Annotated in this window: 21 protein-coding genes and 2 pseudogenes; 15 read left to right on the top strand and 8 right to left on the bottom strand. The window is 72.0% G+C overall.

Features of this window, described 5'->3' with window-relative positions; all coding sequences use genetic code 11:
* Positions 1–8: 8 nt before the first annotated feature.
* The 4 genes from ACZ6TD_RS04525 (at position 9) to ACZ6TD_RS04510 (ending at position 5,816) form a co-directional block, all read left to right on the top strand.
* Positions 9–1,016: an aldo/keto reductase gene (locus ACZ6TD_RS04525; RefSeq protein ID WP_471350842.1), complete on the top strand. Its 1,008-nt coding sequence runs from the start codon at positions 9–11 to the stop codon at positions 1,014–1,016.
* 148 nt (positions 1,017–1,164) lie between these two features.
* A complete protein-coding gene (locus ACZ6TD_RS04520; protein ID WP_471350838.1) occupies positions 1,165–2,244 on the top strand; it encodes a CobW family GTP-binding protein in 1,080 nt (359 codons plus the stop codon).
* A gap of 96 nt (positions 2,245–2,340) precedes the next feature.
* Positions 2,341–3,792, top strand: coding sequence for an FG-GAP and VCBS repeat-containing protein (locus ACZ6TD_RS04515; protein WP_471350832.1), 1,452 nt, complete (start codon positions 2,341–2,343; stop codon positions 3,790–3,792).
* A gap of 77 nt (positions 3,793–3,869) precedes the next feature.
* Complete coding sequence (locus tag ACZ6TD_RS04510) at positions 3,870–5,816, top strand: cellulase family glycosylhydrolase (RefSeq protein WP_471350828.1); 1,947 nt, start codon at positions 3,870–3,872, stop codon at positions 5,814–5,816.
* Positions 5,817–5,832: 16 nt separating this feature from the next.
* Here the strand turns inward: ACZ6TD_RS04510 and ACZ6TD_RS04505 are convergent, their stop codons facing one another.
* Together ACZ6TD_RS04505 and ACZ6TD_RS04500 are read right to left on the bottom strand one after the other, a co-directional pair.
* A complete protein-coding gene (locus tag ACZ6TD_RS04505) occupies positions 5,833–6,816 on the bottom strand; it encodes an aldo/keto reductase (RefSeq protein WP_471350825.1) in 984 nt (327 codons plus the stop codon).
* A 46-nt stretch (positions 6,817–6,862) separates the two neighbouring features.
* Positions 6,863–7,379 (bottom strand): annotated as a pseudogene (locus ACZ6TD_RS04500) (enolase C-terminal domain-like protein); the annotation flags it as partial.
* Positions 7,380–7,544: 165 nt separating this feature from the next.
* Between ACZ6TD_RS04500 and ACZ6TD_RS04495 the strand changes: the two are divergent.
* The 3 genes from ACZ6TD_RS04495 to ACZ6TD_RS04485 all read left to right on the top strand — a co-directional run bounded on the left by ACZ6TD_RS04495 (position 7,545) and on the right by ACZ6TD_RS04485 (position 9,227).
* Positions 7,545–8,519, top strand: coding sequence for a carbon-nitrogen hydrolase family protein (locus tag ACZ6TD_RS04495; RefSeq protein ID WP_471350823.1), 975 nt, complete (start codon positions 7,545–7,547; stop codon positions 8,517–8,519).
* A gap of 88 nt (positions 8,520–8,607) precedes the next feature.
* Positions 8,608–8,847, top strand: coding sequence for a hypothetical protein (locus tag ACZ6TD_RS04490; protein ID WP_020865818.1), 240 nt, complete (start codon positions 8,608–8,610; stop codon positions 8,845–8,847).
* 2 nt (positions 8,848–8,849) lie between these two features.
* A complete protein-coding gene (locus ACZ6TD_RS04485) occupies positions 8,850–9,227 on the top strand; it encodes a toxin Doc (protein ID WP_470003816.1) in 378 nt (125 codons plus the stop codon).
* 72 nt (positions 9,228–9,299) lie between these two features.
* Here ACZ6TD_RS04485 and ACZ6TD_RS04480 read toward each other — a convergent pair whose 3' ends face one another.
* The 3 genes from ACZ6TD_RS04480 to ACZ6TD_RS04470 all read right to left on the bottom strand — a co-directional run bounded on the left by ACZ6TD_RS04480 (position 9,300) and on the right by ACZ6TD_RS04470 (position 12,481).
* Complete coding sequence (locus ACZ6TD_RS04480) at positions 9,300–10,571, bottom strand: MFS transporter (protein WP_471350819.1); 1,272 nt, start codon at positions 10,569–10,571, stop codon at positions 9,300–9,302.
* A 72-nt stretch (positions 10,572–10,643) separates the two neighbouring features.
* Positions 10,644–11,147, bottom strand: coding sequence for a MarR family winged helix-turn-helix transcriptional regulator (locus ACZ6TD_RS04475; protein WP_471350817.1), 504 nt, complete (start codon positions 11,145–11,147; stop codon positions 10,644–10,646).
* Positions 11,148–11,230: 83 nt separating this feature from the next.
* A complete protein-coding gene (locus ACZ6TD_RS04470) occupies positions 11,231–12,481 on the bottom strand; it encodes a YVTN family beta-propeller repeat protein (protein WP_471350813.1) in 1,251 nt (416 codons plus the stop codon).
* A 217-nt stretch (positions 12,482–12,698) separates the two neighbouring features.
* Here ACZ6TD_RS04470 and ACZ6TD_RS04465 point away from each other — a divergent pair, with 217 nt between their 5' ends.
* The 5 genes from ACZ6TD_RS04465 to ACZ6TD_RS04445 all read left to right on the top strand — a co-directional run bounded on the left by ACZ6TD_RS04465 (position 12,699) and on the right by ACZ6TD_RS04445 (position 18,130).
* On the top strand, positions 12,699–13,598 hold the full coding sequence (locus ACZ6TD_RS04465; protein ID WP_471350811.1) for a Gfo/Idh/MocA family protein: 900 nt from the start codon (positions 12,699–12,701) through the stop codon (positions 13,596–13,598).
* Positions 13,599–13,797: 199 nt separating this feature from the next.
* Complete coding sequence (locus tag ACZ6TD_RS04460) at positions 13,798–14,541, top strand: HAD family hydrolase (RefSeq protein WP_471350808.1); 744 nt, start codon at positions 13,798–13,800, stop codon at positions 14,539–14,541.
* On the top strand, positions 14,538–16,883 hold the full coding sequence (locus ACZ6TD_RS04455; protein WP_471350805.1) for a glycoside hydrolase family 65 protein: 2,346 nt from the start codon (positions 14,538–14,540) through the stop codon (positions 16,881–16,883). Before ACZ6TD_RS04460 ends, ACZ6TD_RS04455 begins: the two co-directional genes overlap by 4 nt.
* Before the next feature lie 62 nt (positions 16,884–16,945).
* Positions 16,946–17,983: a PHP domain-containing protein gene (locus tag ACZ6TD_RS04450; RefSeq protein ID WP_471350801.1), complete on the top strand. Its 1,038-nt coding sequence runs from the start codon at positions 16,946–16,948 to the stop codon at positions 17,981–17,983.
* An 18-nt stretch (positions 17,984–18,001) separates the two neighbouring features.
* Complete coding sequence (locus ACZ6TD_RS04445) at positions 18,002–18,130, top strand: hypothetical protein (protein ID WP_471350799.1); 129 nt, start codon at positions 18,002–18,004, stop codon at positions 18,128–18,130.
* A 17-nt stretch (positions 18,131–18,147) separates the two neighbouring features.
* Here the strand turns inward: ACZ6TD_RS04445 and ACZ6TD_RS04440 are convergent, their stop codons facing one another.
* Entirely contained in the window at positions 18,148–20,049 is a 1,902-nt protein-coding gene (locus tag ACZ6TD_RS04440) for a glycoside hydrolase family 97 protein (protein ID WP_471350796.1), read from the bottom strand.
* A 191-nt stretch (positions 20,050–20,240) separates the two neighbouring features.
* Between ACZ6TD_RS04440 and ACZ6TD_RS04435 the strand changes: the two genes are divergently transcribed.
* The 3 genes and pseudogenes from ACZ6TD_RS04435 to ACZ6TD_RS04425 all read left to right on the top strand — a co-directional run bounded on the left by ACZ6TD_RS04435 (position 20,241) and on the right by ACZ6TD_RS04425 (position 22,073).
* The gene (locus ACZ6TD_RS04435) at positions 20,241–20,417 is read left to right on the top strand and encodes a hypothetical protein (RefSeq protein ID WP_471350794.1); all 177 of its coding nucleotides are present in this window, start codon (positions 20,241–20,243) and stop codon (positions 20,415–20,417) included.
* Between the two features lie 114 nt (positions 20,418–20,531).
* Positions 20,532–20,915, top strand: a complete 384-nt coding sequence (locus tag ACZ6TD_RS04430; protein ID WP_471350791.1) for a (2Fe-2S) ferredoxin domain-containing protein — start codon at positions 20,532–20,534, stop codon at positions 20,913–20,915.
* Between the two features lie 120 nt (positions 20,916–21,035).
* Positions 21,036–22,073, top strand: a pseudogene (locus tag ACZ6TD_RS04425) (FAD-binding protein).
* 92 nt (positions 22,074–22,165) lie between these two features.
* On the opposite strand, the gene ACZ6TD_RS04420 reads toward ACZ6TD_RS04425, so the two are convergent.
* Together ACZ6TD_RS04420 and ACZ6TD_RS04415 are read right to left on the bottom strand one after the other, a co-directional pair.
* Positions 22,166–23,125, bottom strand: coding sequence for a DMT family transporter (locus ACZ6TD_RS04420; protein WP_471358835.1), 960 nt, complete (start codon positions 23,123–23,125; stop codon positions 22,166–22,168).
* Positions 23,126–23,172: 47 nt separating this feature from the next.
* The gene (locus ACZ6TD_RS04415) at positions 23,173–23,778 is read right to left on the bottom strand and encodes a TetR/AcrR family transcriptional regulator (protein ID WP_471350789.1); all 606 of its coding nucleotides are present in this window, start codon (positions 23,776–23,778) and stop codon (positions 23,173–23,175) included.
* Positions 23,779–23,888 lie beyond the last annotated feature (110 nt).

The raw sequence follows: 23,888 nt of genomic DNA, 5'->3' as shown, positions 1-23,888 counted from the left end.
CGACGCGCATGGTCCACCTCGCCGCCGAGAAACGATACGACTCCATGCAGTACCAGCGCTGCGGCCGCAGCGGTGTGCTGCTTCCGAAGGTCTCGCTCGGCCTGTGGCACAACTTCGGCGACACCCACCCCCTGGAGACCCAGCGCGCGGTGCTGCGCCGCGCCTTCGACCTCGGGGTCACCCATATCGATCTGGCCAACAACTACGGTCCGCCGCCCGGCAGCGCCGAGAGCAACTTCGGCTCGATCTTCGCCCAGGACTTCCGCCCCTACCGCGATGAGCTCTTCATCGCCACCAAGGCGGGGCACCTCATGTGGCCGGGGCCGTACGGCGAGTGGGGTTCGCGCAAGTACGTCCTCGCCAGTCTCGACCAGTCGCTGTCCCGGATGGGACTGGACTACGTCGACGTCTTCTACTCCCACCGCTTCGACCCGGACACCCCGATCGAGGAGACGATGGTCGCCCTCGACAGCGCGGTGCGCCAGGGCAAGGCGCTGTACGCGGGCGTGTCCAACTACCCGCCGGAGGCGATCGCCGAGGCCGCCGCGATCCTGAAGGAGCTGCGCACCCCGTACCTGATCAACCAGTACCCGTACTCGATCCTCCAGCGCGGCGTCGAGGGCGGGGTGCTCCAGGCGTCCGCCGAGGCGGGCGTCGGGGTCATCGCCTTCTCGCCGCTGGCGCAGGGGCAGCTCACCGACCGCTATCTGCACGGGGTGCCCGCCGATTCGCGCATGGCGCTCGGCCACTTCCTCAAGCGCGAGACCCTCACCGAGGAGCGGCTGGCCCTGCTGCACGCCCTCAACAAGCTCGCGGAGGGGCGCGGCCAGACCCTCGCCCAGCTGGCGCTCGCCTGGGTGCTGCGGGACCCCCGGGTCGTCTCGGTGCTGATCGGCGCGAGCAGCGTCGCCCAGCTCGAGCAGAACGTCTCGGTGCTGGACTCGCCCGGCTTCAGCGACGCCGAGCTGGCCGAGATCGACCGCCTCTCGGCCGAGGCGGGGATCGAGATCCCCTGACGGGCCCGGACCCGGGAGCACGAAGGACCCGGGGCCCGCCGCGCCGGCGTGGCGGGCCCCGGTCACGCGCGCGACACGGTCATCGGCGGCCGGATAGCATGAGCGGTCCGCCCGAGATCACCACGGACCGCCGCACGGAGACACAGCCTTGGCCACACAACGGATTCCGGTCATTCTCGTCACGGGTTTTCTGGGCTCCGGCAAGACGACGATGCTCAACCATCTGATGCGGGACAGCGTGGACACCCGGATCGGCGTCATCGTCAACGACTTCGGATCGATCAACATCGACGCCCTGGCCGTCGCCGGGCAGGTCGATTCGATGATCCCGATCGAGAACGGCTGTCTGTGCTGTGCGGCGGACGCCTCCGAGATGGACGAGATGCTCGAGCGGCTCACCGATCCCGAGCTGCGCATCGATGTCGTGGTGATCGAGGCCAGCGGCCTCGCCGAGCCGCAGAGCATGATCCGTACGCTGCTGTCCAGCACCAATGAGCGGATCGTCTACGGCGGCCTGGTGGAGGTCGTGGACGCCGCGGAGTTCCCGGACACCCGCGTCCGCCACCCCGAGCTCGACCGTCATGTCCGCGCCGCGGACCTCGTCGTGCTCAACAAGACCGACCGCGTCGCCGAGGACGAGCGGCGGGGTCTGCTGGAGACCCTCCAGGAGATCGCCCCCGGTGCGCCGGTCGTGACCGCCGCGCACGGGCGCGTGGACCCCGCTCTCCTCTTCGACCGCCGGCCCCGCGAGACCGCGGAGGAAGGCTTCCGGCAGCTCTCGTTCGCCGACGTATGGGCCGACGAGGCGGGTGGCGCCGACGGGTGCGGGGACGACATCTGCGGCCACGGCCATGACCACAGCCACCACCTCCACGCCGCCTACGAGAGCGTGGAGTTCTCCGCGGCCGAGCCGCTCCATCCGCAACGGCTGATGGAATTCCTCGACCGCCGCCCGGCGGGCCTCTACCGGGCCAAGGGGTTCCTCCACTTCGCCGGCGCGGGCCGGGAGCGGAAGTTCGGGCTGCACGCGGTCGGCTCGTACCTCCGCTTCCAGCTCTCGCCCTGGGAGCGCGGCGAGCCCCGCACCACCCAGCTGGTGATGATCGGCACCGGGATCGACGCCGACACCCTCACCAAACGCCTGGCCGAGTGCGTGGCGACGCCCGAGGAAGAGATCGACGAGACCCACATGATGGGCGTGCTCCGCTATGTGGACGAGACGGACTAGGGAAATCCATGGAAGCGGCCGTGCAACCGTGAGGCGGCGTCAGGTGTCCTGCTGGGTGTACATGAGGTAAACGCTCATCAACGAGCAGGAGGAAGTGTGCGCCCCCGTTCCCTCACCACCGTCGTGCGCTGCGCGACGGTGGCCGCACTTGTGACCACCCCCGCCTTACTCGCCGTACCCTCCGCGGGCGCCGCCGAGGCGCGCCCCGCCGCGGCCGCCGCCCCGAAGGTCGACTTCAACAAGGACGGACGCGCCGACCTCGCCGTCTCCGCCCCCACCGCCACGGTGGGCGGCAAGGCCAAGGCGGGCTATGTCGCCGTCGTCTACGGCTCCGCCTCCGGCGCGGACACCGCCCACCGCCAGGTCGTCAGCCAGGCGACCGAGGGCGTCCCCGGCGACCCCGCCGCGTCGGCGTACTTCGGGGCCCATACCGTCGCCCGCGACCTGGACGGCGACGGCTACACCGATCTGGCGATCCAGCCCGGCCAGTCCCCGGCCCTCACGGTCCTGTGGGGCTCTCCGAACGGGCTGACCGGTGGCACCCCGCTGCCCGCGGGCAACGGCGACCACTGGGGCGACAGCGCCATCGCGGGTGGCGACTTCAACGGTGACGGCCACGCCGACCTGGTCGACGTGGTCACCACCGACGAGGGCTCGGAGGAGGAGAAGACCGGAGTGCGCGTCCGTCTCGGCCCATTCACCCGGGACGGCAAGGACGCGGGCAGCTCCTTCTCCGACACCGGCCGGTTCGACGGGCCGACCAGCCTGACCGCGGGCGACATCACCGGCGACGGCAAGGACGACCTCGTCTCCACCCACGCCTTCGAGGAGATGTCCCAGTCCAGCCTGTTCTTCAAGGGCGACGACAAGGGCCTGTCGCAGAAGGCCGCCGACCTCACCGACGCCGCCTCCGCGACCATCGCCGACGTCGACAAGGACGGCCACGGCGATCTGGTCCTGCGCACCGTCCCCGGTGACGTCATCGAGAACCTGCCGTACGACCACGGCACGCTCAAGGTCCTCTACGGCACCGCGTCGGGGCCGAGCACCACCCGCACCACGACCATCGACCAGAACACCGCGGGCGTCCCCGGCGTCAACGAGGACGGCGACCAGTTCGGCTACTCGCTCAGCTCCGGCGACGTCAACGGCGACGGCTACGCGGACATCGCCGTCGGCATCCCGTACGAGGGCCTGGACTCGGTCAAGGAGGCGGGCAGCGTCGTCCAGCTCTACGGCGGCCGGGGCGGGCTGTCCGGCACCGGAGCCCAGGCGTTCACCCAGGACACCGCCGGTGTCCCCGGTGTCGCGGAGGCGGGCGACCACTTCGCCATGGCGACCGGGCTCGCCGACACCGACGGCGACGGCAAGGACGACCTGGCCGTGGGCGCGCCCGACGAGGACGGCGCCCAGTCCACCAGCGGCGCGGCCTGGGTGCTGCGCGGCCAGGCGAGCGGTCTGACCACGGACGGCGTCGTCTCGTTCGGGCCGGACTCCCTCGGTGCGCCGGAGGCCGGTGCGGCCCTGGGGCACGGTTTCCAGCGGTAACCACATCGCCTCCGCACCGAACCGCTGGTCAGGCGTGAACAGTTGACGATCCCTCAGGTTTACTGGACGGTAGGTCCATGCCGACTCATGAGACACGAGGGATACGGATAGGCCGCCCCCGACCGGGTCGCACCCGGCTGCTCGGGGTGGCCGTCCTGCTGTTGGCGGCGGCCGCGGCCCCGGGCACTCCGGCGGCCGCGGCCGAGGCGCCCTGGTTCGACGGCCGGGCGGCGGACCAGGTGACCGTGGACGGCACCCGGTTCGCCGACGGCCACGGCCGCGAGGTCGTGCTGCGCGGCTTCAACGTGTCCGGCGAGACCAAACTGGAGGAGAACGGCGGGCTCCCGTTCGCCACCACCGCCGACGCCAGGAAGTCCGCCGCCGCCATGCGCCACCTGACCGGCGCCAACGCGGTGCGGTTCCTGCTGTCCTGGGCCCATGCCGAGCCCGAGCCCGGCCAGGTGGACACCGGCTATCTGGAGAAGGCCACCGCGCAGATGAAGGCGTTCCTCGACGCCGGAATCCGGGTCTTCCCCGACTTCCACCAGGACCTCTACTCCCGCCACCTCTTCGACAAGGACAGCTGGTACAGCGGCGACGGCGCCCCGAAGTGGGTCATCGACGCGGGCGGCTACCCCAAGGAGTCCTGCGGCATCTGCTTCCACTGGGGCCAGAACATCACCCAGAACCAGGCGGTCACAGGCGCCACCCGCGACTTCTGGCGCAACCGGGCCCTGACCACCGGCGCGGGCACCGTCCGCGTCCAGGACGCCTTCCTGGCCACCGCCGAGAAGACCATGACCTACCTCGCCCGCCATCTCACCGACGACCAGTTCACCCGCGTCGTCGGCTTCGACCCGCTCAACGAGCCGTACGCGGGCGCGTACGACGACGGCCAGAACAGCCGCACCTGGGAGAAGAGCGTGCTCTGGCCCTTCTACGAGAAGTTCCGCGCCCGCATGGACGCCGCGGGCTGGCAGGACAAGCCCGCCTTCGTGGAGCCCAATATGTTCTGGAACTCCAACCTGGACTTCCAGCGCCAGGAGGGCGGACTCCTCGACGCCGGAAAGCCCGGCCCCGACTACGTCTTCAACACCCACTACTACGACCAGAAGGCCATCTCCGGGGTCTTCATGCCCGGCAAGGCGGCCGACGGCCAGTACGCAGGCGACTTCGGCGCCCTGCGCGACCGCTCCACCGCCCTGGACCTGCCCGCCGTCATGAGCGAATTCGGCCATCCGCTGGCCGGCTTCACCTCCGACAAGGCCCCCACTGTCGTCAAGGGCATGTACCAGGCCCTGGACTCGCGCCTCCCCGGCGCCTCCTGGTGGACCCGGCCGGCCGCCTCCGGCGCCGTGCTCTCCTCCACCCAGTGGCAGTGGGACATCTACAACGACCGCCACCACGAGGCCATGAACGGCAACACCGGGAAGATCCTCACCGAGGGCGACGCCTGGAACGACGAGGACCTCTCGGCCGTCCGCCTCGACGACTCCGGCACCGCCGCCCTGCGCCAGGACGCCCGGCTGCTCGACCGGATCTATCCGCGCGCCGTCCAGGGCCGCACCCTCGCCTTCACCTTCGAGGACCGCTCACGCGACGGCTCCACCACGCTCAGCTGGGACCGCGTCCCCGGCAGCCTGCCCAACGTCGCCAAGGTCACCGGCTCCGGCCGCTACGGCATGCTGGTGTGGCGCTCCGACGGCGCCACCGGCGCCCCCACCGAACTCCGGCTGCCCCGCGACTTCGACCCCGCCCGGACCACCGTCGTCTCCGATCTCGGCACCGTCACCGGCCCGCCCGCGTACACCGCGCACGGCCACACCGCCGACCACCCCGTCGCCACCGCGGCGGAGCCCGGCGACGGCGACGGGAACCGGCTGGTGCTCTCCGCCCCGGCCGACGAGTCCACCGGCACCGTGCACTACGCGCTGGTCGCCGACGGCACCGCGGCCCCCTCGGCGGAGCAGCGCGCCGCCGCCCAGCGCGAACTCGCGCGATGGGCGGCGGACGCCGGCTTCTGAGCGCCGCGTGCCACCGTCACCAGCGATGGTGCACCCGGGCCCGGATCCGCCGGTCGTACAGGTCGCCGACGGCCTCCAGCGTGGCGCCCGGCAGTGGGGGCAGCCCCGCCGCGGCCGCGTTCGCCCGAGCCTGCTCGGGCGAACGCGCCCCCGGGATGACCGAGGTCACGCCCGGCTGCTGGATGATCCACCGCAGCGCCGTCTGCGCGGGGGTGGCTCCCCGCGGGGCCAGCTCGGCGAAGTCCACCGCCGCTTCGACACCCTCCTCGAAGCCCACCCCCGAGAACGTCTCGCCCTGGTCGAACATCTCGCCGTGCCGGTTGAAGGTGCGGTGGTCGTTCTCGGCGAAGACGGTGTCCTTGGTGTACGTCCCCGACAGCAGACCGGACGCCAGCGGCACCCGCGCGATGATTCCCACACCGGCCTCCAGCGCCGCCGGCACCACCTCCTCCAGCGGCTTCAGCCGGAACGGGTTGAGGATGATCTGCACACTCGCCGTGCCCGGACGCGCGATCGCCGCCATCGCCTCCGCACACGTCTCGACGCTCACCCCGTACGCCGCCACCCGCCCCTCGGCCACCAGCGTGTCCAGCGCGTCGAAGACCGCGGCCGAGGAGTGCACCGAGGACGGCGGGCAGTGCAACTGCACCAGATCCAGGGTGTCCACGCCCAGATTGGCCCGCGAACGGTCGGTCCACGCGCGGAAGTTGTCCAGGGTGTAGTTCTCCGCGAGCTGCGGCAGCCGCCGCCCCATCTTGGTCGCCACGAAGATCCCGGCGTCCGGGCGCTCCCGCAGGAACCGCCCGATGAGCTGCTCGCTGCGCCCGTCCCCGTACACATCGGCGGTGTCGAAGAACGTCACGCCCGCTTCGACGGCCGCGTCCAGCACGGTCAGGGCGTCGCTCTCGTCCACCTCGCCCCAGTCCGCGCCCAGCTGCCAGGTGCCCAGGCCCACCACCGAGACCTTCCGGCCGAGCCGGCCGAATTCACGCTGCTCCATGCTCCCTCTTCTCACTTACGGCGACGCGGCTCACCGTAGCTGGCGTTCACCAGTCGTGCACCGTGCCGTCCGCCAGCCGGTTCACCGGCAGATACGCGGGCTGGTAGCGGAAGGAGGTGCGGAAGACCTCCAGCGTGTCGGCGCTGTGCGGCATGTACTCCTGTATGCCGAAGTTGTGGACGGCCAGATCCAGGTGGAGCGCCGCGGCCATGCCCACGGGGGAGATGTCGGTCGGACCGTGCATACCGGACTTGATCCCGTAGACCGCGGCCAGGTCCAGCAGTTTGCGCATGGCGGTGACCCCGCCGGTGTGGGGTCACCGCCGAGCGCACGTAGTCGATCAGCCGCTCGCTCAGCAGGGTGGTGTAGTCGTGGACGTGGTTGAAGACCTCGCCGATGGCCAGCGGGGTGGTGGTGTGCTGCCGGATGAGCCGCAGCGCGGCCTGGTCCTCACCGGGCGTGGCGTCCTCCAGCCAGAACAGGTCGTACGGCTCCAGCGCCTTCCCGAGCCGGGCCGCCCGGATCGGTGTCATCCGGTGGTGGCCGTCGTGCGGCAGCGGCACCTACCCGCTTCCCGCCGCCGGGATCCGGAGGTGACGGCCCCTCGCGAACTCACCTCGCACACCGGTAGCGTGGCGGCATGCTTTGACGCGCGCACCCCCGAGGCCCACCGGGACACCTCCTTCGCATCGCCCGCACGCCATCAGGTATCGAAGGAGGCATCCGTCATGACCACCCTCACCGTCGCCCTGCTCCAACTCGCCCCGCCCGGGCCCGACCTGTCCGTGAACCTCGCCCTCGGCGAGGCGGCCTGCCGCCGGGCCCGGGCGCTCGGCGCCGATATCGCGCTCTTCCCCGAGATGTGGAGCAACGGCTACAGCTGCGCCGTCCCCGAAGGCTCCGCCGACGGCGACGTCTACCGCCATCCGTCGCTCTGGGACGGCGCCCGCACCCCGGCCGCGCCATGGCCCGAGCCGGTCTGGCTCGGCGAGCCGATCGCCCGCGACTCGCCGTTCGTCACCCGCTTCCGCGAGCTGGCCGCCGAGCTCGAGATGGCCATCGCGCTCACCTATCTGGAGCGCTGGGAAGGGCCGCCGCGCAACACCCTCTCCCTCATCGACCGGCACGGCCGCCTGGTGCTGACCTACGCCAAGGTGCACACCTGCGTCTTCGACCTGCCCGAGGCCGGCCTGACCCCGGGGGAGGGGTTCGAGGTGTGCGCCCTGGACACGGCGGTGGGCGAGGTGATGACCGGGGCGATGATCTGTTACGACCGCGAGTTCCCGGAGAGCGCCCGCGCCCTGATGCTCGCCGGGGCGGAGATCGTCCTCACCCCGAACGCCTGCGAGTTGGAGGTCAACCGGCTCTCCCAGTTCCGCTCCCGCGCCGTGGAGAACATGACCGGCATGGCCATGGCCAACTACGCCGGTCCCGGCTGGGGCCACTCCGTCGCCCACGACGGCGTCGCCTTCGTGGACGGGCGGTCGCGCGACACCCTGGTGGTCGAGGCGGGCGAGGCCGAGGGGGTCTATCCGGCCGTCTTCGACCTCGACGCGCTGCGCGACAACCGGCGCCGGGAGGCATGGGGAGACGCCTTCCGCCGCCCCGCCGCGTACCGGAGCCTGACGGACCGTGAGGTGCGCGAGCCGTTCGTCCGGGTCGGGCCCGACGGCGGTCCCGTCCCCGGCCGCAGCCGTCCCTAATGGCTGGAAAGGTTTGTCAAGTACCTACAAAAACATGATCTGAGCTGCGGCGATTGCTGACGGGGTACCTGGTGAGTAGGGTGTCCTCATGTCAGCACTCAACGTGGAATTCAGCGATCGAGAACTGGAGGACCTCCGTCAGATCGCCAAGGAGCGCGGTACCACGATGAAAGCCCTCGTCCGCGAGGCGACCGTGGCCGACATCGCGCGTCACCGCGCTCTGCAGGAGGGTGCCGAGGTCTTCCGGCGGTTCTTCGCGGACAACGCCGACGCCTTCGCGGACGCGTTCCCCGACGATGAGCACCGCCAGCCCGGGCAGGCCGCCTGACCATGGCCCCGCTGCTGCATATCGACGTCCCCTGGCTGCTGCAGCGCCATGAGGAGGTCATGCCGGAACAGCCGGCCATCTCGGACTTCTCGGGTCTGGTCGCGGCCGTCGCCCGCCACCGCGTCGACCCGCCGCGCCTGGGCGTCGATCCCGACCCCGCGTGGCGGGCCGCGGCCCTGCTGCACACCATCGCGCTGCTCAGGCCGCTTCCGGCGAGCAACGCGCGGTTCGCCGCCGCGACCGCGGTCGCCTATATGCACGCCTCCGGCGAGGGCATCGACCCGCCGTACGGGGCGCTGATCGACCTGGTCCGCGACATCCTCTCGGGCAAGTCCGATGTCTTCGACGCGGCCAGCCACATCCGCTCCTGGCGGATCTGAGGCTCCTGACGGATCTGAAGGGGGACGGTACGGGGCCCTCATGGACGGGGCCCGCCGGGGCCCCGTCCCGCGTCAGCCCGCCGAGCCGAGCTCCTCGGCCAGCGCCTGCTTTTCCAGCGTCTCGCGCCGCTCCTCGGCCGGGGTGTGTCCGGCCGCCTCCGCCGCCTGGACGCGCTCGGCCTCGGCGAGCAGCGAGTGCCCGGTGGCCAGGACGCCGATGCCCAGCGCGACCGCCGCGGCCCCGATGTAGAAGGGCAGATGCACACCGCTGTGCTCGGCGATCTTGCCCGCCGCGTACGGTGCGAGACCGCCGCCGATGAAGCGGACGAAACCGTAGGAGGCGGAGGCGACGGGCCGCTCGACGGGGGCGACGGTCATTACCGCCTGGGTGGTGATGGTGTTGTTGATCCCGATGAAGGCGCCGGCCACGATCACCGCCACGATCAGCGTCGTCTTGGAGTCGGTGAACAGGCCGATGACGAGGATGTCGAGGGCGAAGAGCGCCAGATTCAGATACAGCGAGCGGGCTATGCCGAGCCTCGCCTGCAGCCAGGGGGCGCCGAAGACCGAGAAGACGGCGACGAGCACACCCCAGCCGGTGAAGACGTAGCCGAGCTGATGGGTGCCCAGGTCCATCGGGAACGGGGCGTAGCCCAGCACCGTGAAGAAGCCCCAGTTGTAGCAGAGCGCGGTCAGCCCCATGGTGAGCAGTCCGCGGTGGCGCAGCGCCTTGATCGGGTCGGCGATCGAGGCCCGGCGCGCCGGCGTCGGGGTGGGCTGGACCAGCACGATCGTCGCGATCAGCGCGATGGCCATCAGGACCGCCACGCCGAAGAACGGCCCGCGCCAGCTGATCCCGCCGAGCTCGCCGCCCAGCAGCGGCCCGATCGCGATGCCGATGCCCAGCGCGGTCTCGTAGAGGATGATCGCGCCGGCGAAGCCACCGCTGGCCGAGCCCACGATGACGGCCAGCGAGGTGGCGATGAAGAGGGCGTTGCCCAGCCCCCATCCGGCGCGGAAGCCGACGATCCCGTCGATGCTGCCGGACGCCCCGGCCGCCGCGCTGAAGAGCACGATGAGCACCAGACCGGCCACCAGGGTGCGCTTGGCGCCGATACGGCTGGAGACGAACCCGGTGACCAGCATGGCGACGGCGGTGACCACCAGATAGCTGGTGAACAGCAGCGACACCTGGCTCGGCGTGGCATGCAGCTTGGCGGAGAGGGAGGGCAGGATCGGATCCACGAGGCCGATGCCCATGAAGGAGATCACACAGGCGAAGGCGACCGCCCATACGGCCTTCGGCTGCTTGAAGGGGTTGGGGGCGCTGGGATGAGCGGACAAATCGATGCTCCGTCGTTCAGGGCCCGAGCCGTGACGACATGGCGAGCCGTGGCGCGGCAGGGTGCCGGTTGATCAGGAAGCGGGGTTTCCCGGGGACCTCCGCGCCCGTGCCGCGTTCTCGACCAGCCGCTGGAAGGCGGGGGTGGCGGCGCGGACGGCGGTGGCGAGTGCCTGCTCGTCCTCGGGGGAGAGGGTGGCCAGCAGTTCGGCGAGCCGGTTCGTACGGCCGCGGCGCCGCTCGGCGAGCAGCTCCCGCCCGGCGTCGGTGATCGCCACCAGGACCACCCGCCCGTCGTGCGGATCGTCGACCCGGGTCACCAGACCCTGCCGTTCCAGCCGCTGGATGAGCTGGGTCATCGAGGGCTGGGTGACGCCCTCGTCGGCGGCCAGGGCCGTGAGGCGGGACGGGCCCTCCCGGCTGAGCCGGCCGAGGGTCGAGGCCGCGGTGAAGCTGATGTCCCGGTTGGTCAGATGGCGCACCGCGAGGAACGCCAGCCGCTCCAGCGCCTCCGCGACCTCCTCACGGGTGGCGGGGGCGTCGGATTCCCGGGCACCGGACTGCTGTGTGTATTCCACATCTAGTTTTATATCATGCCTCTATATAGGCAGGCTATGCAGATGGTCACAGGCCCCGCCGGGCACCTCCGGGGAATACCGCCTCAGCGGAAGATTCCGGTGTGCCCGAGGGAGTAGCGGCCGGGCTGGGGGTAGACCGCGAGCCCGTGCGGCCCGCCGCCGACCGGGATCCGGGCACGCAGCCGGCCGGTGCGGGTGTCGATCGCGTAGACCTCGGCGTTGTAGCGGCCCGAGAGCCACAGCACCTTGCCGTCGGTGGACACTCCGCCCATGTCGGGGCTGCCGCCGCCGGGGAGCCGCCACCGCCGCAGCAGCTTGCCGGTCTTGAAGGACAGCACCGAGATGGTGCCCTCGCCGCGGTTGGAGATGTACATGGAGCGGGAGTCGCGGCTGACGTAGAGGCCGTGCGTGCCCTTTCCGGTGGGCAGCAGCCGCGGCTTGCCGAAGGTGTCGCCGTTGAGCACCCACAGTCCGTTCGCCACCATGTCGGCGATGTACCACGTCTTGCCGTTGGGCGAGACCTTGACGTCCTGCGGCATGGCCCCGGCCATCGGCAGCCGCTGCTTGGCGATCACCTTCTTCTTCGCCGTGTCCACCTTCAGCAGCTCACCGGAGAACTCGCACGAGACGATGAAGTAGCGCCCGTCGGGTGAGAAATCCGCGTGGTTGACGCCGTAGCAGTCCACCGGAACCGACTTGACCACCTTCATGGTGTGCGCGTCCCGGAAGACCAGCGCCCGGTCCATGGAGGCCATCACCACGGCGTACTTCCCGTCCGGGGTGAAGTAGAGGTTGTACGGGTCGTGGACGTCCACCGGGCGGCCCACCCGGCCGTTGGCGGGATTGATGGGAGTGAGGGTGTTCCCCAGGTCGTTGTTGACCCACAGCGTCTTCAGATCCCACGAGGGCACCACGTGCTGCGGCTGGTGGCCCACCTGGACGGTGCGGATGACCTTGAACTTCTTCGGGTCGATGACGCTCACCGTGTCCGAGAGCGTGTTGGGTACGTACACCCGCGACGGATAGTCCTTCACCGTCCGGGACAGCTTCCCCGGCCGGTCGGCCGCGTAGAGGTCATGCGGGTCCAGCGGGGGCGGCATCCCCGGCAGCAGCCGGGCCGGTTCGGCCTTCTTCTCCGCCTTCTTCTTCGCCGCGGCCGACGCCTGGAGCGCGCTCTGCCGCGCCGACGCCGATGCCGCCCGGTCCGGCCGGTGCTCGCTGGAGGAGGCGCAGGCCGGAACCGCGGCCCCGCACAGCAGCAGGGCCGCCGCGGCCCGGACCGTGGCAGGCCGCCGGTGTGTGCGGGAGGGGGAGCGCGACGAGCCACGGGCCACGGGTTCCTCCAGCGGTGAGCGTGGGCTTCGGCCGTCCCCCGTACCGTGGCCGGCCATGGCCTCACCCTGGCACCGCCCCCGCCCACCGGCATCCGTCCGCGGCCAAGCGGGCGAGGGGCGTACCGCCCTCGGCCGAAGCGGCCGGGCCGCCCGGGCGTAGGATCGCGGCCGACACCCGGGGGAGGCCCCGGGGGCTTCGCGCGGAGGGGGACGGACAGTGCGGTTCGGAGTGCTGGGCACCGGACACTGGGCGGCCGAGACCCACGCGGCGGCGCTTGCCGCGCACCCCGTGGCCGAACTGGCCGGGATCTGGGGGCGCGATCCGGCGAAGGCGAAGGCGCTGGCGGACCGCTGGGGCACCCGCGCCTACCCGGACGCCGACGCCCTGATCGCCGACGTGGACGCCGTGGCCATCGCCCTCCCGCCGGACATCCAGAGCGGGCTCGCCGAGCGGGCCGCGCTGGCCGGGTGCCATCTGCTGCTGGACAAGCCACTGGCCTTCAGCACCGAGGAGGCCGACCGGATCGTGCGCGCCGTGGACGAACGCGCGCTGGCCTCGGTCGTGTTCTTCACCAACCGTTTCGCGGCGCCCGTCGAGACCTTCCTCCAGCGGGCCGCGGCGGACGGCGGCTGGGACGGCGGCCGTGCCACCGCCTTCGCCTCGATCTTCCAGCCCGGCGGCCACTACGGCGGCTCCCACTGGCGGCGGGAGCGCGGCGGGCTGTGGGACGTCGGCCCGCACTCGCTGTCCGTCCTGCTGCCGGTGCTCGGCCCGGTGGCCGAGGTCACCGCCCTGGAGGGGCCGCGCGGTGCCGCGCATGTGCTGCTGCGCCACCACTCCGGCGCCATCGGCACCCTCGCGCTCACCCTGGACGCCCGGCCCGCCGCCCAGGGCTTCTCCTGCGACTTCTACGGCGAGCGGGGGATCGCCGAGGTGCCCGAGGCGGGGACCACCGCGGTGGACGCCTTCGCCACGGCCGTCGACCGGCTGCTGAGCGCCGCCCGCGACGGCGGCGCGGCCGACCCCTGCGACGTGCGGTTCGGCCGGGAGGTCGTCGCCGTGCTGGAGGCCGCCGACCGCTCCGGCCGCGAGGGGCGCACCGTCGTGCCGCGCTGAGCGAGCGCCGTCCCCTGGACGAGTGCTGTCCCCTGGACGAGCGCTGTCCCCTGCTGGGCGAGCGCCGCCCCGCGCTGAGCGCGCCCGTCCCGCCCTGAGTGCGCGCCGCGCTCCGCCGAGTGCCCGCCGTGCTCCGCCGAGTGGGGGAAGGCTTCCCCCGTCCCCGCATATTCCGGCGTTCCCGGGGGAACCGGGGGCCATGACCAAGCTCTGCCTGCCCGATGGCATCCGAGCCTGCCTGTTCGACCTCGACGGGGTGCTGACCCGGACCGCGGTGGTGCACGCGGCGGCGTGGAAACAGATGTTCGACGAGTATCTGCGGCGGCGCGACGGCCCCTCCTTCCGCCCCTTCGACTCGGGCCGCGACTACGACGAGTACGTGGACGGCCGTCCGCGCGCCGACGGCGTACGCACCTTCCTCGCCTCCCGGGGCATCGAACTCCCCGACGGCGAGCCGGACGACCCGCCCGACAAGGACACCGTGCACGGCCTGGGCAACCGCAAGAACATCCTCGTCCTGGAGAAGATCCGGAAGGAGGGGGTGGAGGCGTACCCGGGCTCGGTGCGCTTCGTGGCGGCCGTGCGCGCCGAGGGCCTGCGGACCGCGGTCGTCTCCTCCAGCGCCAACTGCCGCGATGTGCTGATCGCCGCCGGTATCGAGCACCTCTTCGAGGTGCGGATCGACGGTGTGGTCGCCGCCGAGCGCAAGCTGCCCGGCAAACCACACCCCGACACCTTCCTGGAGGCCGGACGGGAGCTGGCCACCGGGCCCGAGGCGGCCGCCGTCTTCGAGGACGCCCTGGCGGGCATGGAGGCCGGGCACTCCGGGCACTTCGGCTGTGTCGTCGGCGTGGACCGAGTGGGCCAGGCCGACGCGCTGCGCGCACACGGCGCCGACATCGTGGTCGAGGATCTCGCCGAGCTGCTGGAGGACGACTCGTGATCACCGATTCCTCGTACGCCGTCGACCCCTGGCTGCTGCGGGAGACCGATCTCCGGCTCGATCTGCTGCCCCAGAGCGAATCGGTCTTCGCGCTCTCCAACGGCCATGTGGGCTGGCGCGCCAACCTCGACGAGGGGGAGCCCCACGGCCTCCCCGGCTCCTACCTCAACGGGGTGTACGAACGCCGTCCCCTGCCCTACGCCGAGGCCGGATACGGCTACCCCGAGGCCGGTCAGACCATGATCAACGTCACCAACGGCAAGATCATCCGGCTGCTGGTGGACGACGAGCCCTTCGATCTGCGCTACGGACGGCTGCGCTCCCACGAGCGGGTGCTCGACCTGCGCGGCGGACTGCTCCACCGCACCTGCGAATGGACCTCCCCCTCCGGCATCAGTGTGCGGGTCCGCTCCACCCGGCTGGTCTCCCTCACCCAGCGGGCCATCGCCGCCGTCGCCTACGAGGTGGAGGCCATCGACGCCCAGATCCGCGTCGTCGTCCAGTCCGAACTGGTCGCCAACGAGCAGCTCCCCGAGCGCGGCGGCGACCCCCGGGTGGCCGAGGCCCTGGAGTCCCCGCTGAAGCCCGAGGAGAACGCCGCCGACGACAAGCGGCTGCGGCTGATCCACTGCACCGAGGCCAGCTGCCTGCGGGTCGCGGCCGCCGCCGACCACCTGATCACCGGGCCGCCGCCCACCCGCTACGCCAGCGAGAGCGCCGACGACGTGGCCCGGCTGACCGTCACCTCGGTGCTGGAGCCGGGCCAGGTGCTGCGGCTGGAGAAGCTGGTGGCCTACGGCTGGTCCGGCGCCCGTTCGCTGCCCGCCGTACGGGACCAGGTCGAGGCCGCGCTGGCCGGGGCCGCCAGCACCGGCTGGCGCGGCCTGGTGGACCAGCAGCGCGCCTGGCTGGAGGACTTCTGGTCCCGCTCCGACGTCGAGGTCGAGGGCGATGCCGAGATCCAGCAGGCCGTGCGCTTCGCCCTCTTCCACGTCCTGCAGGCCGGCGCCCGTGCCGAGGAACGGGCCATCCCCGCCAAGGGCCTCACCGGCTCCGGCTACGACGGCCACTCGTTCTGGGACACCGACACCTTCGTCCTGCCCCTGCTCACCTACACCTTCCCCGAGTCCGTGGCCGAGGCGCTGCGCTGGCGCCAGTCCATCCTGCCCGCCGCCCGGGACCGGGCCCGGCAACTGGGCCACGAGGGCGCCGCCTTCCCCTGGCGCACCATCGACGGCTCCGAATGCTCCGCCTACTGGCCGGCCGGCACCGCGGCCTTCCACGTCAACGCCGATGTGGCGGACGCGGTGGTGCGCTATGTGGCCGCCACCGGGGACGACGAGTTCGAGCGCGAGACCGCCGTGGAACTGCTGGTGGAGACCGCCCGGCTGTGGCGCTCCCTCGGCCACCACGACCACCACGGCCGCTTCCACATCGACGGGGTGACCGGCCCCGACGAGTACAGCGCCGTCGCGGACGACAACGTGTACACCAACCTCATGGCCCAGTCGAACCTGCGGGCCGCCGCGGACATCGTCGAACGCCATCCGGACAAGGGCGCCGAACTGGGCGTCGACGACGAGGAGGCCGCCGCCTGGCGGGACGCCGCCGAGTCCATGACGGTCCCGTACAACAAGACCCTGGGCGTCCACGAGCAGTCCGCGGACTTCACCGGCCACCAGGAGTGGGACTTCCAGGGCACCCACGCCGACGAGTACCCGCTGATGCTCCACTTCCCGTACTTCGACATGTACCGCAAACAGGTGGTCAAACAGGCCGATCTGGTGCTGGCGATGTATCTGCGCGGCGAGTGCTTCACCGAGGAGCAGAAGGCCCGCAACTTCGACTACTACGAGCGGTTGACGGTCCGGGACTCCTCGCTTTCCGCGTGCGCCCAGGCCGTCATGGCCGCCGAGGTCGGCCATCTGCGGCTCGCCTACGACTACCTGGGCGAGGCGGCCCTGATGGACCTCAAGGACCTGGAGCACAACACCCGCGACGGTCTGCACATCGCCTCGCTCGCCGGCACCTGGATCGCCCTGGTCGCCGGGTTCGGCGGGATGCGGCACCGCGACGGCAGGCTGGAGTTCTCGCCCAAGCTGCCCGAGAAGCTGGCCCGGCTCGCCTTCACCATGCAGGTGCTGGGCCGGAGGCTGCGCGTGGAGATCACCAACCGCTCCGTCACCTACTCCCTGGCCGAGGGCGCCCCCCTGGAGGTCCGGCACTACGGCCGGCCCATCACCGTCTCCGAGAAGACCCCCCAGACCTGCGACATCGACGAGCTGACGGCACGTCCCGAACCCCGTCAGCCCCCCGGCCGCCGCCCGAACCGCCGCGCCTGAGGCACGGACGCCCTACGTCACGACACCCCGCACGCCACGCCACCCACAGCGAGGAGCGCCCGATGGACCCGCTGGAGGCCCTGGACCGGATCGCGTTTCTCCTGGAGCGCGCCCAGGCGCCGACCTACCGGGTGCGTGCCTTCCGCACGGCCCAGTCGGTGCTCGCCGACCTGGACCCCCAGGAGGTGGGGCGGCGTGCCGCGAACGGCACCCTCCGGTCGCTCAAGGGGCTCGGCCCCAAGACCTCGCAGGTGGTCCAGGAGGCGCTGAAGGACCAGGTGCCCGGGTATCTGGCGAAGCTGGAGGCCGAGGCCGCCGAGGCCGGGCGCGAGTCCGACGAGGACGCGGCGAAGCTGTGCGCCGCGCTGCGCGGGGACTGCCATATGCACTCGGACTGGTCCGACGGCGGTTCCCCGATCGAGCTGATGGCCCGTACGGCGGCGCGGCTGGGGCACAGATGGGCGGTGCTCACCGACCATTCCCCGCGGCTGACGGTGGCCCGCGGCCTCTCGGCGGACCGGCTGCGCGCCCAGCTGGACGTGGTGGCGGAGCTGCGCGCGAAGCTCGCCCCGTTCCAGCTGCTCACCGGGATCGAGGTCGACATCCTCCCCGACGGCTCCCTGGACCAGGAGCCGGAGCTGCTGGACCAGTTGGACGTGGTGGTGGCGTCGGTTCACTCCAAGCTGCGGATGGACGCCCGCCCCATGACCCGCCGGATGGTCACCGCCGTCAGCGATCCGCTGGTCGATGTGCTGGGCCACTGCACCGGACGGCTGCTCGGCGGCAAGCGCCCCGAGTCGGCCTTCGACCATGAGGAGGTCTTCGGCGCTTGCGCGGCCGCGGGCACCGCCGTGGAGATCAACTGTCGCCCGGAGCGGCTGGATCCGCCGCGCAGGCTGCTGCGGGAGGCCGTGCGGGCGGGGACGTTCTTCTCCATCGACACCGACGCCCACGCGCCCGGCCAGCTCGACTGGCAGCCGGGCGGGTGCGCTCGGGCCGTGGAATGCGGGGTGCCGACGGAGCGGGTCATCACCACCTGGACGGCCCGGCAGTTGGTGGACTGGACCCGCACGCGCAGGCCCCCGCGGACCTGCGGATGAGGCAGCGCTGTCCGCGCCATGTGGTGGACCGGCGGCCACCCCGCCCCCTGCGCCCGTGCCGTCGCCGCCGCATGGGTCTTCGCGGCCGGCGCCTGCCTTCCGGCGATCGGCATCTGGACGGGCGTCCTGGACGGGGTGTCCGCCTGAGGGGCGGTCGGGGACGGTCAGGGGCGGTCGCAGGTCGACAGGCCGGGCCGCCAGCGGCAGGCGATGGCGGCGAACCCGCCGTCCGCCGCGACCGGCACGGACAGGGTCTGCCCGCCGCGCACCACCCTGGGCGTGCGGACCAGACCGTCCGGGCCGTCCAGGATCAGATCGACCAGCCAGCGGCCCGGCTCCAGCCGCAGCGGCACCTCGGCGGTGTGCGCGGGGCCGGTGAACGTACCGCCGATGAACCACCGCGAGCCGTCGGCGCGGGCGAGCACCGCGCTCTCACCCGGCCGCCCCGCCAGCAGCCGGGTGCGGTCCCAACTCGCGGGGATCTGTTCCAGGAACCGGCGGGCGAGCGGACGGGCGTCGTAGGACTCCGGGGTGCCCGCCAGGTTCTGGATCCCGGACTCGTAGAGCACCGACAGGCCGACTTCGCCCGCGTCCGACGCCGCGTTGGGGCGCTGGGGCCGGTGGAAGGCCCCAGGGGTGAAGTCCATGGAGCCGATGACATTGCGGGTGAAGGGCAGCGTCGCCAGGTGCTGCGGGGTGTTGGTCCGCTTCTCCTCGCCGTTCACGCCCTCCATCGACATCACCTGCGGCCAGGTGCGCTGAATGCCCTTGGGGATCGTCGAGCCGTGGAAGTTGACGAGCAGATGGTGGGCCGCGGTGCCCTTGAGGATCTCGTCGTACCAGCGCAGCGTCTCCTGGGACTCGGAGTCCATGAAGTCGATCTTCACGCCCTTCACCCCCCACCGCTCCAGGGTGGGCAGCCACTGCTCGCGCTCCTCGGCGGTGTCGAGGTCACGGTGGTGGATCCAGACCTGGATGCCCACTCGCCGCTCGCGGGCGTAGTCCACGAGCTGCGGGATCCAGCTCGTCCGTTGCCAGTCGGGATCGGTGACGTCCCACTGGTCGGGGTCGAAGTACCAGCCCGCGTCGACCACCACATACGGCCATCCGCGCTGGGCCGCGTAGTCCACGTACCCCTTCTGCATCGACAGGCTCTGCCCGGCCGGTTTGCCGCCCGCGAGCCAGGTCCACAGGGCGGGGCCGGGCCGGATCCACGAGGTGTCGGCGACCCGTGACGCCGGTGCCAGATCGTCGGTGAAGGTGGACTGGGTGACGGTCGACAGATCGCCCACGATCAGGGCGCGCCAGGGTGTGCTGAGCGGCCCGTCGGACTCGACCCGCTCGTCCCACAGGCCGATGCGGTACGTGGGCACCCCCTGCTGGTGGATCAGCCGGGCGGCGGAGTAGCGGCCGGTGAGATCCGACTCCGCGATCAGGGCGTAGCCGCCGCCCGTCTCGAAGAGCGCCTGCGCCATGAACTCACCGGTGGGCGCGGTCGCCGCAGTGTACTCCTTGAACAGGTTCTCGTTGTCCTTGCGGTAGTCGCCCAGCCACGCGGCCGCGTCCGGGGGCAGCGTGAAGGCCGAGGTCTCGCCGAGGACATCGCCACTGCCGGAGGGCAGGTCGTAGCGATAGGCGACCCCGTCGTCCGAGACCCGCACCACGAGGTCCAGCCGGGCGTTCCCGCCGCCCCGGAACCGGAAGCGGGTCTCGGTCATCCGCGCGGTGCGCGAGCGCTGCTTGCCGACCGTCGACCGGTAGCGCTCCACGACGGTGCGGTCGTGGCGCCCCAGATAGCGCAGCCCGTGCGACAGATCCGCCCGCTCGGTGACGATGCCCACGGGCGAGGGCTCGACCACCGTACGTCCGCCCCGGGACACCTGGAGCGTCAGCGCTCCCGAGGCGCCGTCAAGCCGCAGTTGGGCGAGGGGACCGGAGTGGGGCGAGGGGCCGCGCACGGTCCAGGCGGAGTCCCTCGCCTGTGCGGGCCCGGTGGTAAAGAGCGTCATGGCCAGGACGCCGCAGAGCACGAATGCCACTGCGGAGCGTCGGTAAGATCTCGGCATCGTTGCCTCCCGAGGCGGATACGTTACCGAGTCATCCGATAACTGGGGAGGGGTTGAGCGGTATTACGCCCAGCCAAGGGTTGTTGACGGGTGAGAGATCGGATCTATGACTGGGTTGCTTCCCGGGATGGAGCCGGGGTAAAGGGTCGGCGAACGGACCCGCGTACGGTCCGGAAGAGGAGGCGCACACGATGAGCGGCACGGATCGGCCCGGCGACCCGGACCGGGAGACGGCGGACCCGGCGCCCGCCGAACCCGAGGGCGGGGACCCCGCCTGCTGGCTGGAGATGGTGTGCGCCGACTGCGGCGCGATCCAGGACACCGCCCACTTCACTCGCTGTGCGCGCTGCGGAGCCCCGAGGGAGTGAGCGGGGTGCCCGGGATGCGATGATGCCGGGCGACAAAGGCGAGCCAGGAGACTCACGCGGTCGCCTCCTCGAGCGACACCGGGGCGGACTTCCCCGGAGGAGGGGTGATGCGGCATGCCCGTGAGGCCGGCCGATCCGCTGCCGTGCCGGGTGACCGTGTGCCGGGACTGCTGCTGCGGCAGTCCCAAGGTGACCGGCATCGACCATGCTGCGCAGATCGCGCGGCTCGGCGAGGAGGCGCCCGTACGCGTCTCGGAGTGTCTGGACGTCTGCGACCAGGCCAATGTGATCGTGGTGCAGCCGTCGGCCGCCGGACGGGCCGCCGGGGGCAGGCCGGTGTGGCTCGGCCTGGTCAACGACCCGGACGCGACGGAGGACATCGTGGCCTGGGTCCGGGCGGGCGGCCCCGGGGTGGCGCCACTGCCCGACATCCTCGATCTGTACGCCTTCTCGCCGCGGGGCAGCGCCTCGACCGAGCCGTCGCCGGGCGGTCGCTGAGCGCCCGAAGTCCGCCGCGCCCTGACGGCGGCGGGCGGTGTGCTCGCCGGCGCCGCGCTCGCCCAGGCGGCGGTTCCGGCCCTCGCCGCTTCCGGGGCGTCCTCGGACGCGGACGCCATCGTGGTCGGCCACGGGCTCGCCGGGCTGGTGGCCACGGCGGAACTGGCGGCCGCGGGGCGCACGGTGCTCCTCCTCGACCAGGAGCCCGAGAGCAACCTCGGCGGCCAGGCGTTCTGGTCCTTCGGCGGCCTGTTCTTCGTCGACTCCGAGGAACAGCGGCTGATGGGGATCAAGGACTCCCCCGAACTGGCCTGGCAGGACTGGCCCCGACCGGCTCGGCTCACCGCCGAAGTTCATGGTCACCGGCGTCCCCGCGTATGTGGACGGCCGCATGCTGGCGATCACCGAGAAGGTGGGCGGACGGATCGTCAACCCCGACCGCATGTGGCACTACACCGAGGGCCTCAGGAACTACGACCCGATCTGGCCGGGCCATGGCATCCGCATTCTGCCGGGCCCGTCGTCGATGTGGTTCGACGCGAAGGGCAGGCGGAGTTCGCGCTCTCGGGCTCGGAGCAGAACCCGGACCTGACCAACAAGGACATCCCGCAACTCCTCTCCCGCATCTGGCAGACTCCCGGGCCGATCCAGCGGTTCCGGGACAAGGGCGAGGACTTCGTCGTCGCCGACAACCTGCCCCAACTCGTCGCGGGAATGAACAAGTTGACCGGCGACAACCTGATCGACCTGGCGGACCTCACCCGGCAGATCGAGGCCCGCGACCGCGAGATCGAGAACCCGTACACCAAGGACGTCCAGGTCATGGGCATCCGCAACGCGCTCGCCTACCCCGGGGCCACCCTCAGCCGCACCGCCTCCGCGCACCGGATCCTGGACCCGGGTGCCGGACCGCTGATCGCCGTGCGCCTCAACATCCTCACCCGCAAGACCCTCGGCGGCCTCCAGACCGACCTCTCCGGCCGCGTCCTGGACGCCTCCGGCCACCCGATCAGCGGCCTGTACGCGGCCGGTGAGGTCGCGGGCTTCGGCGGGGGAGGAGTGCACGGCTACCGCTCCCTGGAGGGCACCTTCCTCGGCGGTTGCCTCTTCTCGGGCCGCACCGCGGGCCGCGCGGCGGCGTCCGCGACCGCGACCTGAACCGGCGGGCGGAACGCTCTCGGTTCGGGCGGGGACGATCCGCACTCCGTGGCAAGGAGGACGCATTGGGCGGGGCGTGTCGCCGGACTCCGCTACCGCGCCGGGTCTGACTGAGCAACGGTGCGCTCCACCGCTGTGCGCCGCGGCAGCGTCACGCCGTCTCGCCGCCGTCGGCGCCGCCCGGAGACACCCGCCGGGGCGGTGAGGACGGCCAGGCAGGCGAGGACGAGTGCGATACCGCCCCAGCCGACGGCGGGGAGGCGTTCGCCGATGACCAGCACGGCGAGGACGGCCGCGACGGCCGGTTCCAGCAGGGACAGCGTGGTCGCCGTGCTGGCGGGCACATGCGCCAGTCCCCAGCCGAACAGGACGTAGCCCGCGAACATGGGCACCAGCGCCATGTACGCCCCGACGGCCATGTTGGGCCCGGAGTCGAGGAGCGGGGCCCCGGTGACCATGAGGACGGGCACCAGAAGCAGTCCGCCCACGCCGAAGACCGCGCCCATCGCCGCGCGTGAGGTGATCCCCTGGGTGATCAGCCGGTGGGCCGCCCAGGAGTAGAGGGCGTAGGTGGTGGCCGCGACGAGGCCCAGCCCCACGCCGAACACCGTGGCGGCCGTGGACACCTGCTCCGCGCCGCCGGGGGCCCCGGCGGCTTGGCCCGCGCAGAGCATGAGGGTGCCCAACAGGCCCAGGGCGGCGCCGAGTTTCCAGCGGCGCGTCAGCCGGCGCCGGTCCATGACGCGTTCGATCACGGCCGAGGCCAGCGGTGCCAAGCCGATGGACACCACGGTGCCCACCGCCACTCCGGCCAGGTGCATCGAGCTGTAGAACGCCAAGGGGTAGGCCGCCACCGCGACCGAGCCGAGAGTTACGGTGCCGCGCCGCGCGCGCAGCCGCGGGGCCTGGCGGGCGATGCGGGGAGCGGCGACCAGGGCCTGGAGCAGCCCGCCGAGGCCCATGGCGACGGCGCCGATGGCGAGGGGGCCGACGGCCGGGGCGAAGGTGGCCGCCGTGCCGGTGGTGCCCCACAACACGGACGCGGCGAGCACGCACAACGATCCGGCGCCCGCCGAACGGGCGCCGTGTCCGGGGGCCGTCACGGCCGGTCCAGCAGGGCCGCCGCCATCGCGCGGGCGTGCCGCAGGCGGCTGTCGTCGCCTTCCAGACCGGCGCGTGCCATCGCGCCCTCCAGCAGGAACGCCAGGTGCTCCGCCATCGTCCGAGCGTCGTCGGGGCGCCCGGGCAGCAGCTCTTCGAGGTGGCCGGCGATCAGCCGCTCGACCTCCTCCTTGTGGCGGCGTACGACGGTCCGCCCCTCGTCCCCGGCGGGCAGCTCGGCGGCCGCGTTGAGCAGGCCGCAGCCGCGAAAGCCGCGCTCGTAGGCGAACGCCGCGTGATCGGCGTAGGCGTCGAAGACCGCGAGGACGCCGTCGCGGGGGCTCCCGGCCCGCTCCAGCCGTGCCCGGTACAGCGCGAGCCACTCCTCGTGGCGGGCGTCGAGATAGGCCCTGACGAGATCGGCCTTGGAGGAGAAGTTGTTGTAGAGGCTCATCTTCGCCACGCCCGCTTCGGCCGTGATCGTGTCGATTCCGGTCGCCGTCACGCCGTCGGCGTAGAAGCGGCGTGCGGCGGCCGCCAGCAGACGCTCCCGCGCCGGCCGCCGCCTCCCGGGCTCCGTCGTCCTCACACCGGTCTCACTCATCGCATGCATCCTGACAGATTAGGTAGGTAGGTCTACCTACTATAGGGGGCGCCGGGGGCGTCCCGGAGCGCGCCGTCGCCGGCTCCGCCCGGCAGGCCGGGGCGCGGGTG

The sequence above is a fragment of the Streptomyces yongxingensis genome, from assembly GCF_055597465.1.
The sequence above is the reverse complement of the archived record's forward strand: the minus strand, read 5'-3'. Positions and strand labels throughout refer to the sequence as shown.

What these genes read in the sequence shown, in the direction of transcription:
- ACZ6TD_RS04435 (WP_471350794.1), top strand. Translation starts at nt 20,241, where the DNA reads ATGAGCGGCACGGATCGGCCCGGCGACCCGGACCGGGAGACGGCGGAC.
- ACZ6TD_RS04485 (WP_470003816.1), top strand. Translation starts at nt 8,850, where the DNA reads ATGGCCCCGCTGCTGCATATCGACGTCCCCTGGCTGCTGCAGCGCCAT.
- ACZ6TD_RS04505 (WP_471350825.1), bottom strand. Translation starts at nt 6,816, where the DNA reads ATGGAGCAGCGTGAATTCGGCCGGCTCGGCCGGAAGGTCTCGGTGGTG.
- ACZ6TD_RS04415 (WP_471350789.1), bottom strand. Translation starts at nt 23,778, where the DNA reads ATGAGTGAGACCGGTGTGAGGACGACGGAGCCCGGGAGGCGGCGGCCG.
- ACZ6TD_RS04450 (WP_471350801.1), top strand. Translation starts at nt 16,946, where the DNA reads ATGGACCCGCTGGAGGCCCTGGACCGGATCGCGTTTCTCCTGGAGCGC.
- ACZ6TD_RS04460 (WP_471350808.1), top strand. Translation starts at nt 13,798, where the DNA reads ATGACCAAGCTCTGCCTGCCCGATGGCATCCGAGCCTGCCTGTTCGAC.
- ACZ6TD_RS04445 (WP_471350799.1), top strand. Translation starts at nt 18,002, where the DNA reads ATGTGGTGGACCGGCGGCCACCCCGCCCCCTGCGCCCGTGCCGTCGCC.
- ACZ6TD_RS04440 (WP_471350796.1), bottom strand. Translation starts at nt 20,049, where the DNA reads ATGCCGAGATCTTACCGACGCTCCGCAGTGGCATTCGTGCTCTGCGGC.
- ACZ6TD_RS04490 (WP_020865818.1), top strand. Translation starts at nt 8,608, where the DNA reads ATGTCAGCACTCAACGTGGAATTCAGCGATCGAGAACTGGAGGACCTC.
- ACZ6TD_RS04495 (WP_471350823.1), top strand. Translation starts at nt 7,545, where the DNA reads ATGACCACCCTCACCGTCGCCCTGCTCCAACTCGCCCCGCCCGGGCCC.
- ACZ6TD_RS04510 (WP_471350828.1), top strand. Translation starts at nt 3,870, where the DNA reads ATGCCGACTCATGAGACACGAGGGATACGGATAGGCCGCCCCCGACCG.
- ACZ6TD_RS04525 (WP_471350842.1), top strand. Translation starts at nt 9, where the DNA reads ATGGTCCACCTCGCCGCCGAGAAACGATACGACTCCATGCAGTACCAG.
- ACZ6TD_RS04430 (WP_471350791.1), top strand. Translation starts at nt 20,532, where the DNA reads ATGCCCGTGAGGCCGGCCGATCCGCTGCCGTGCCGGGTGACCGTGTGC.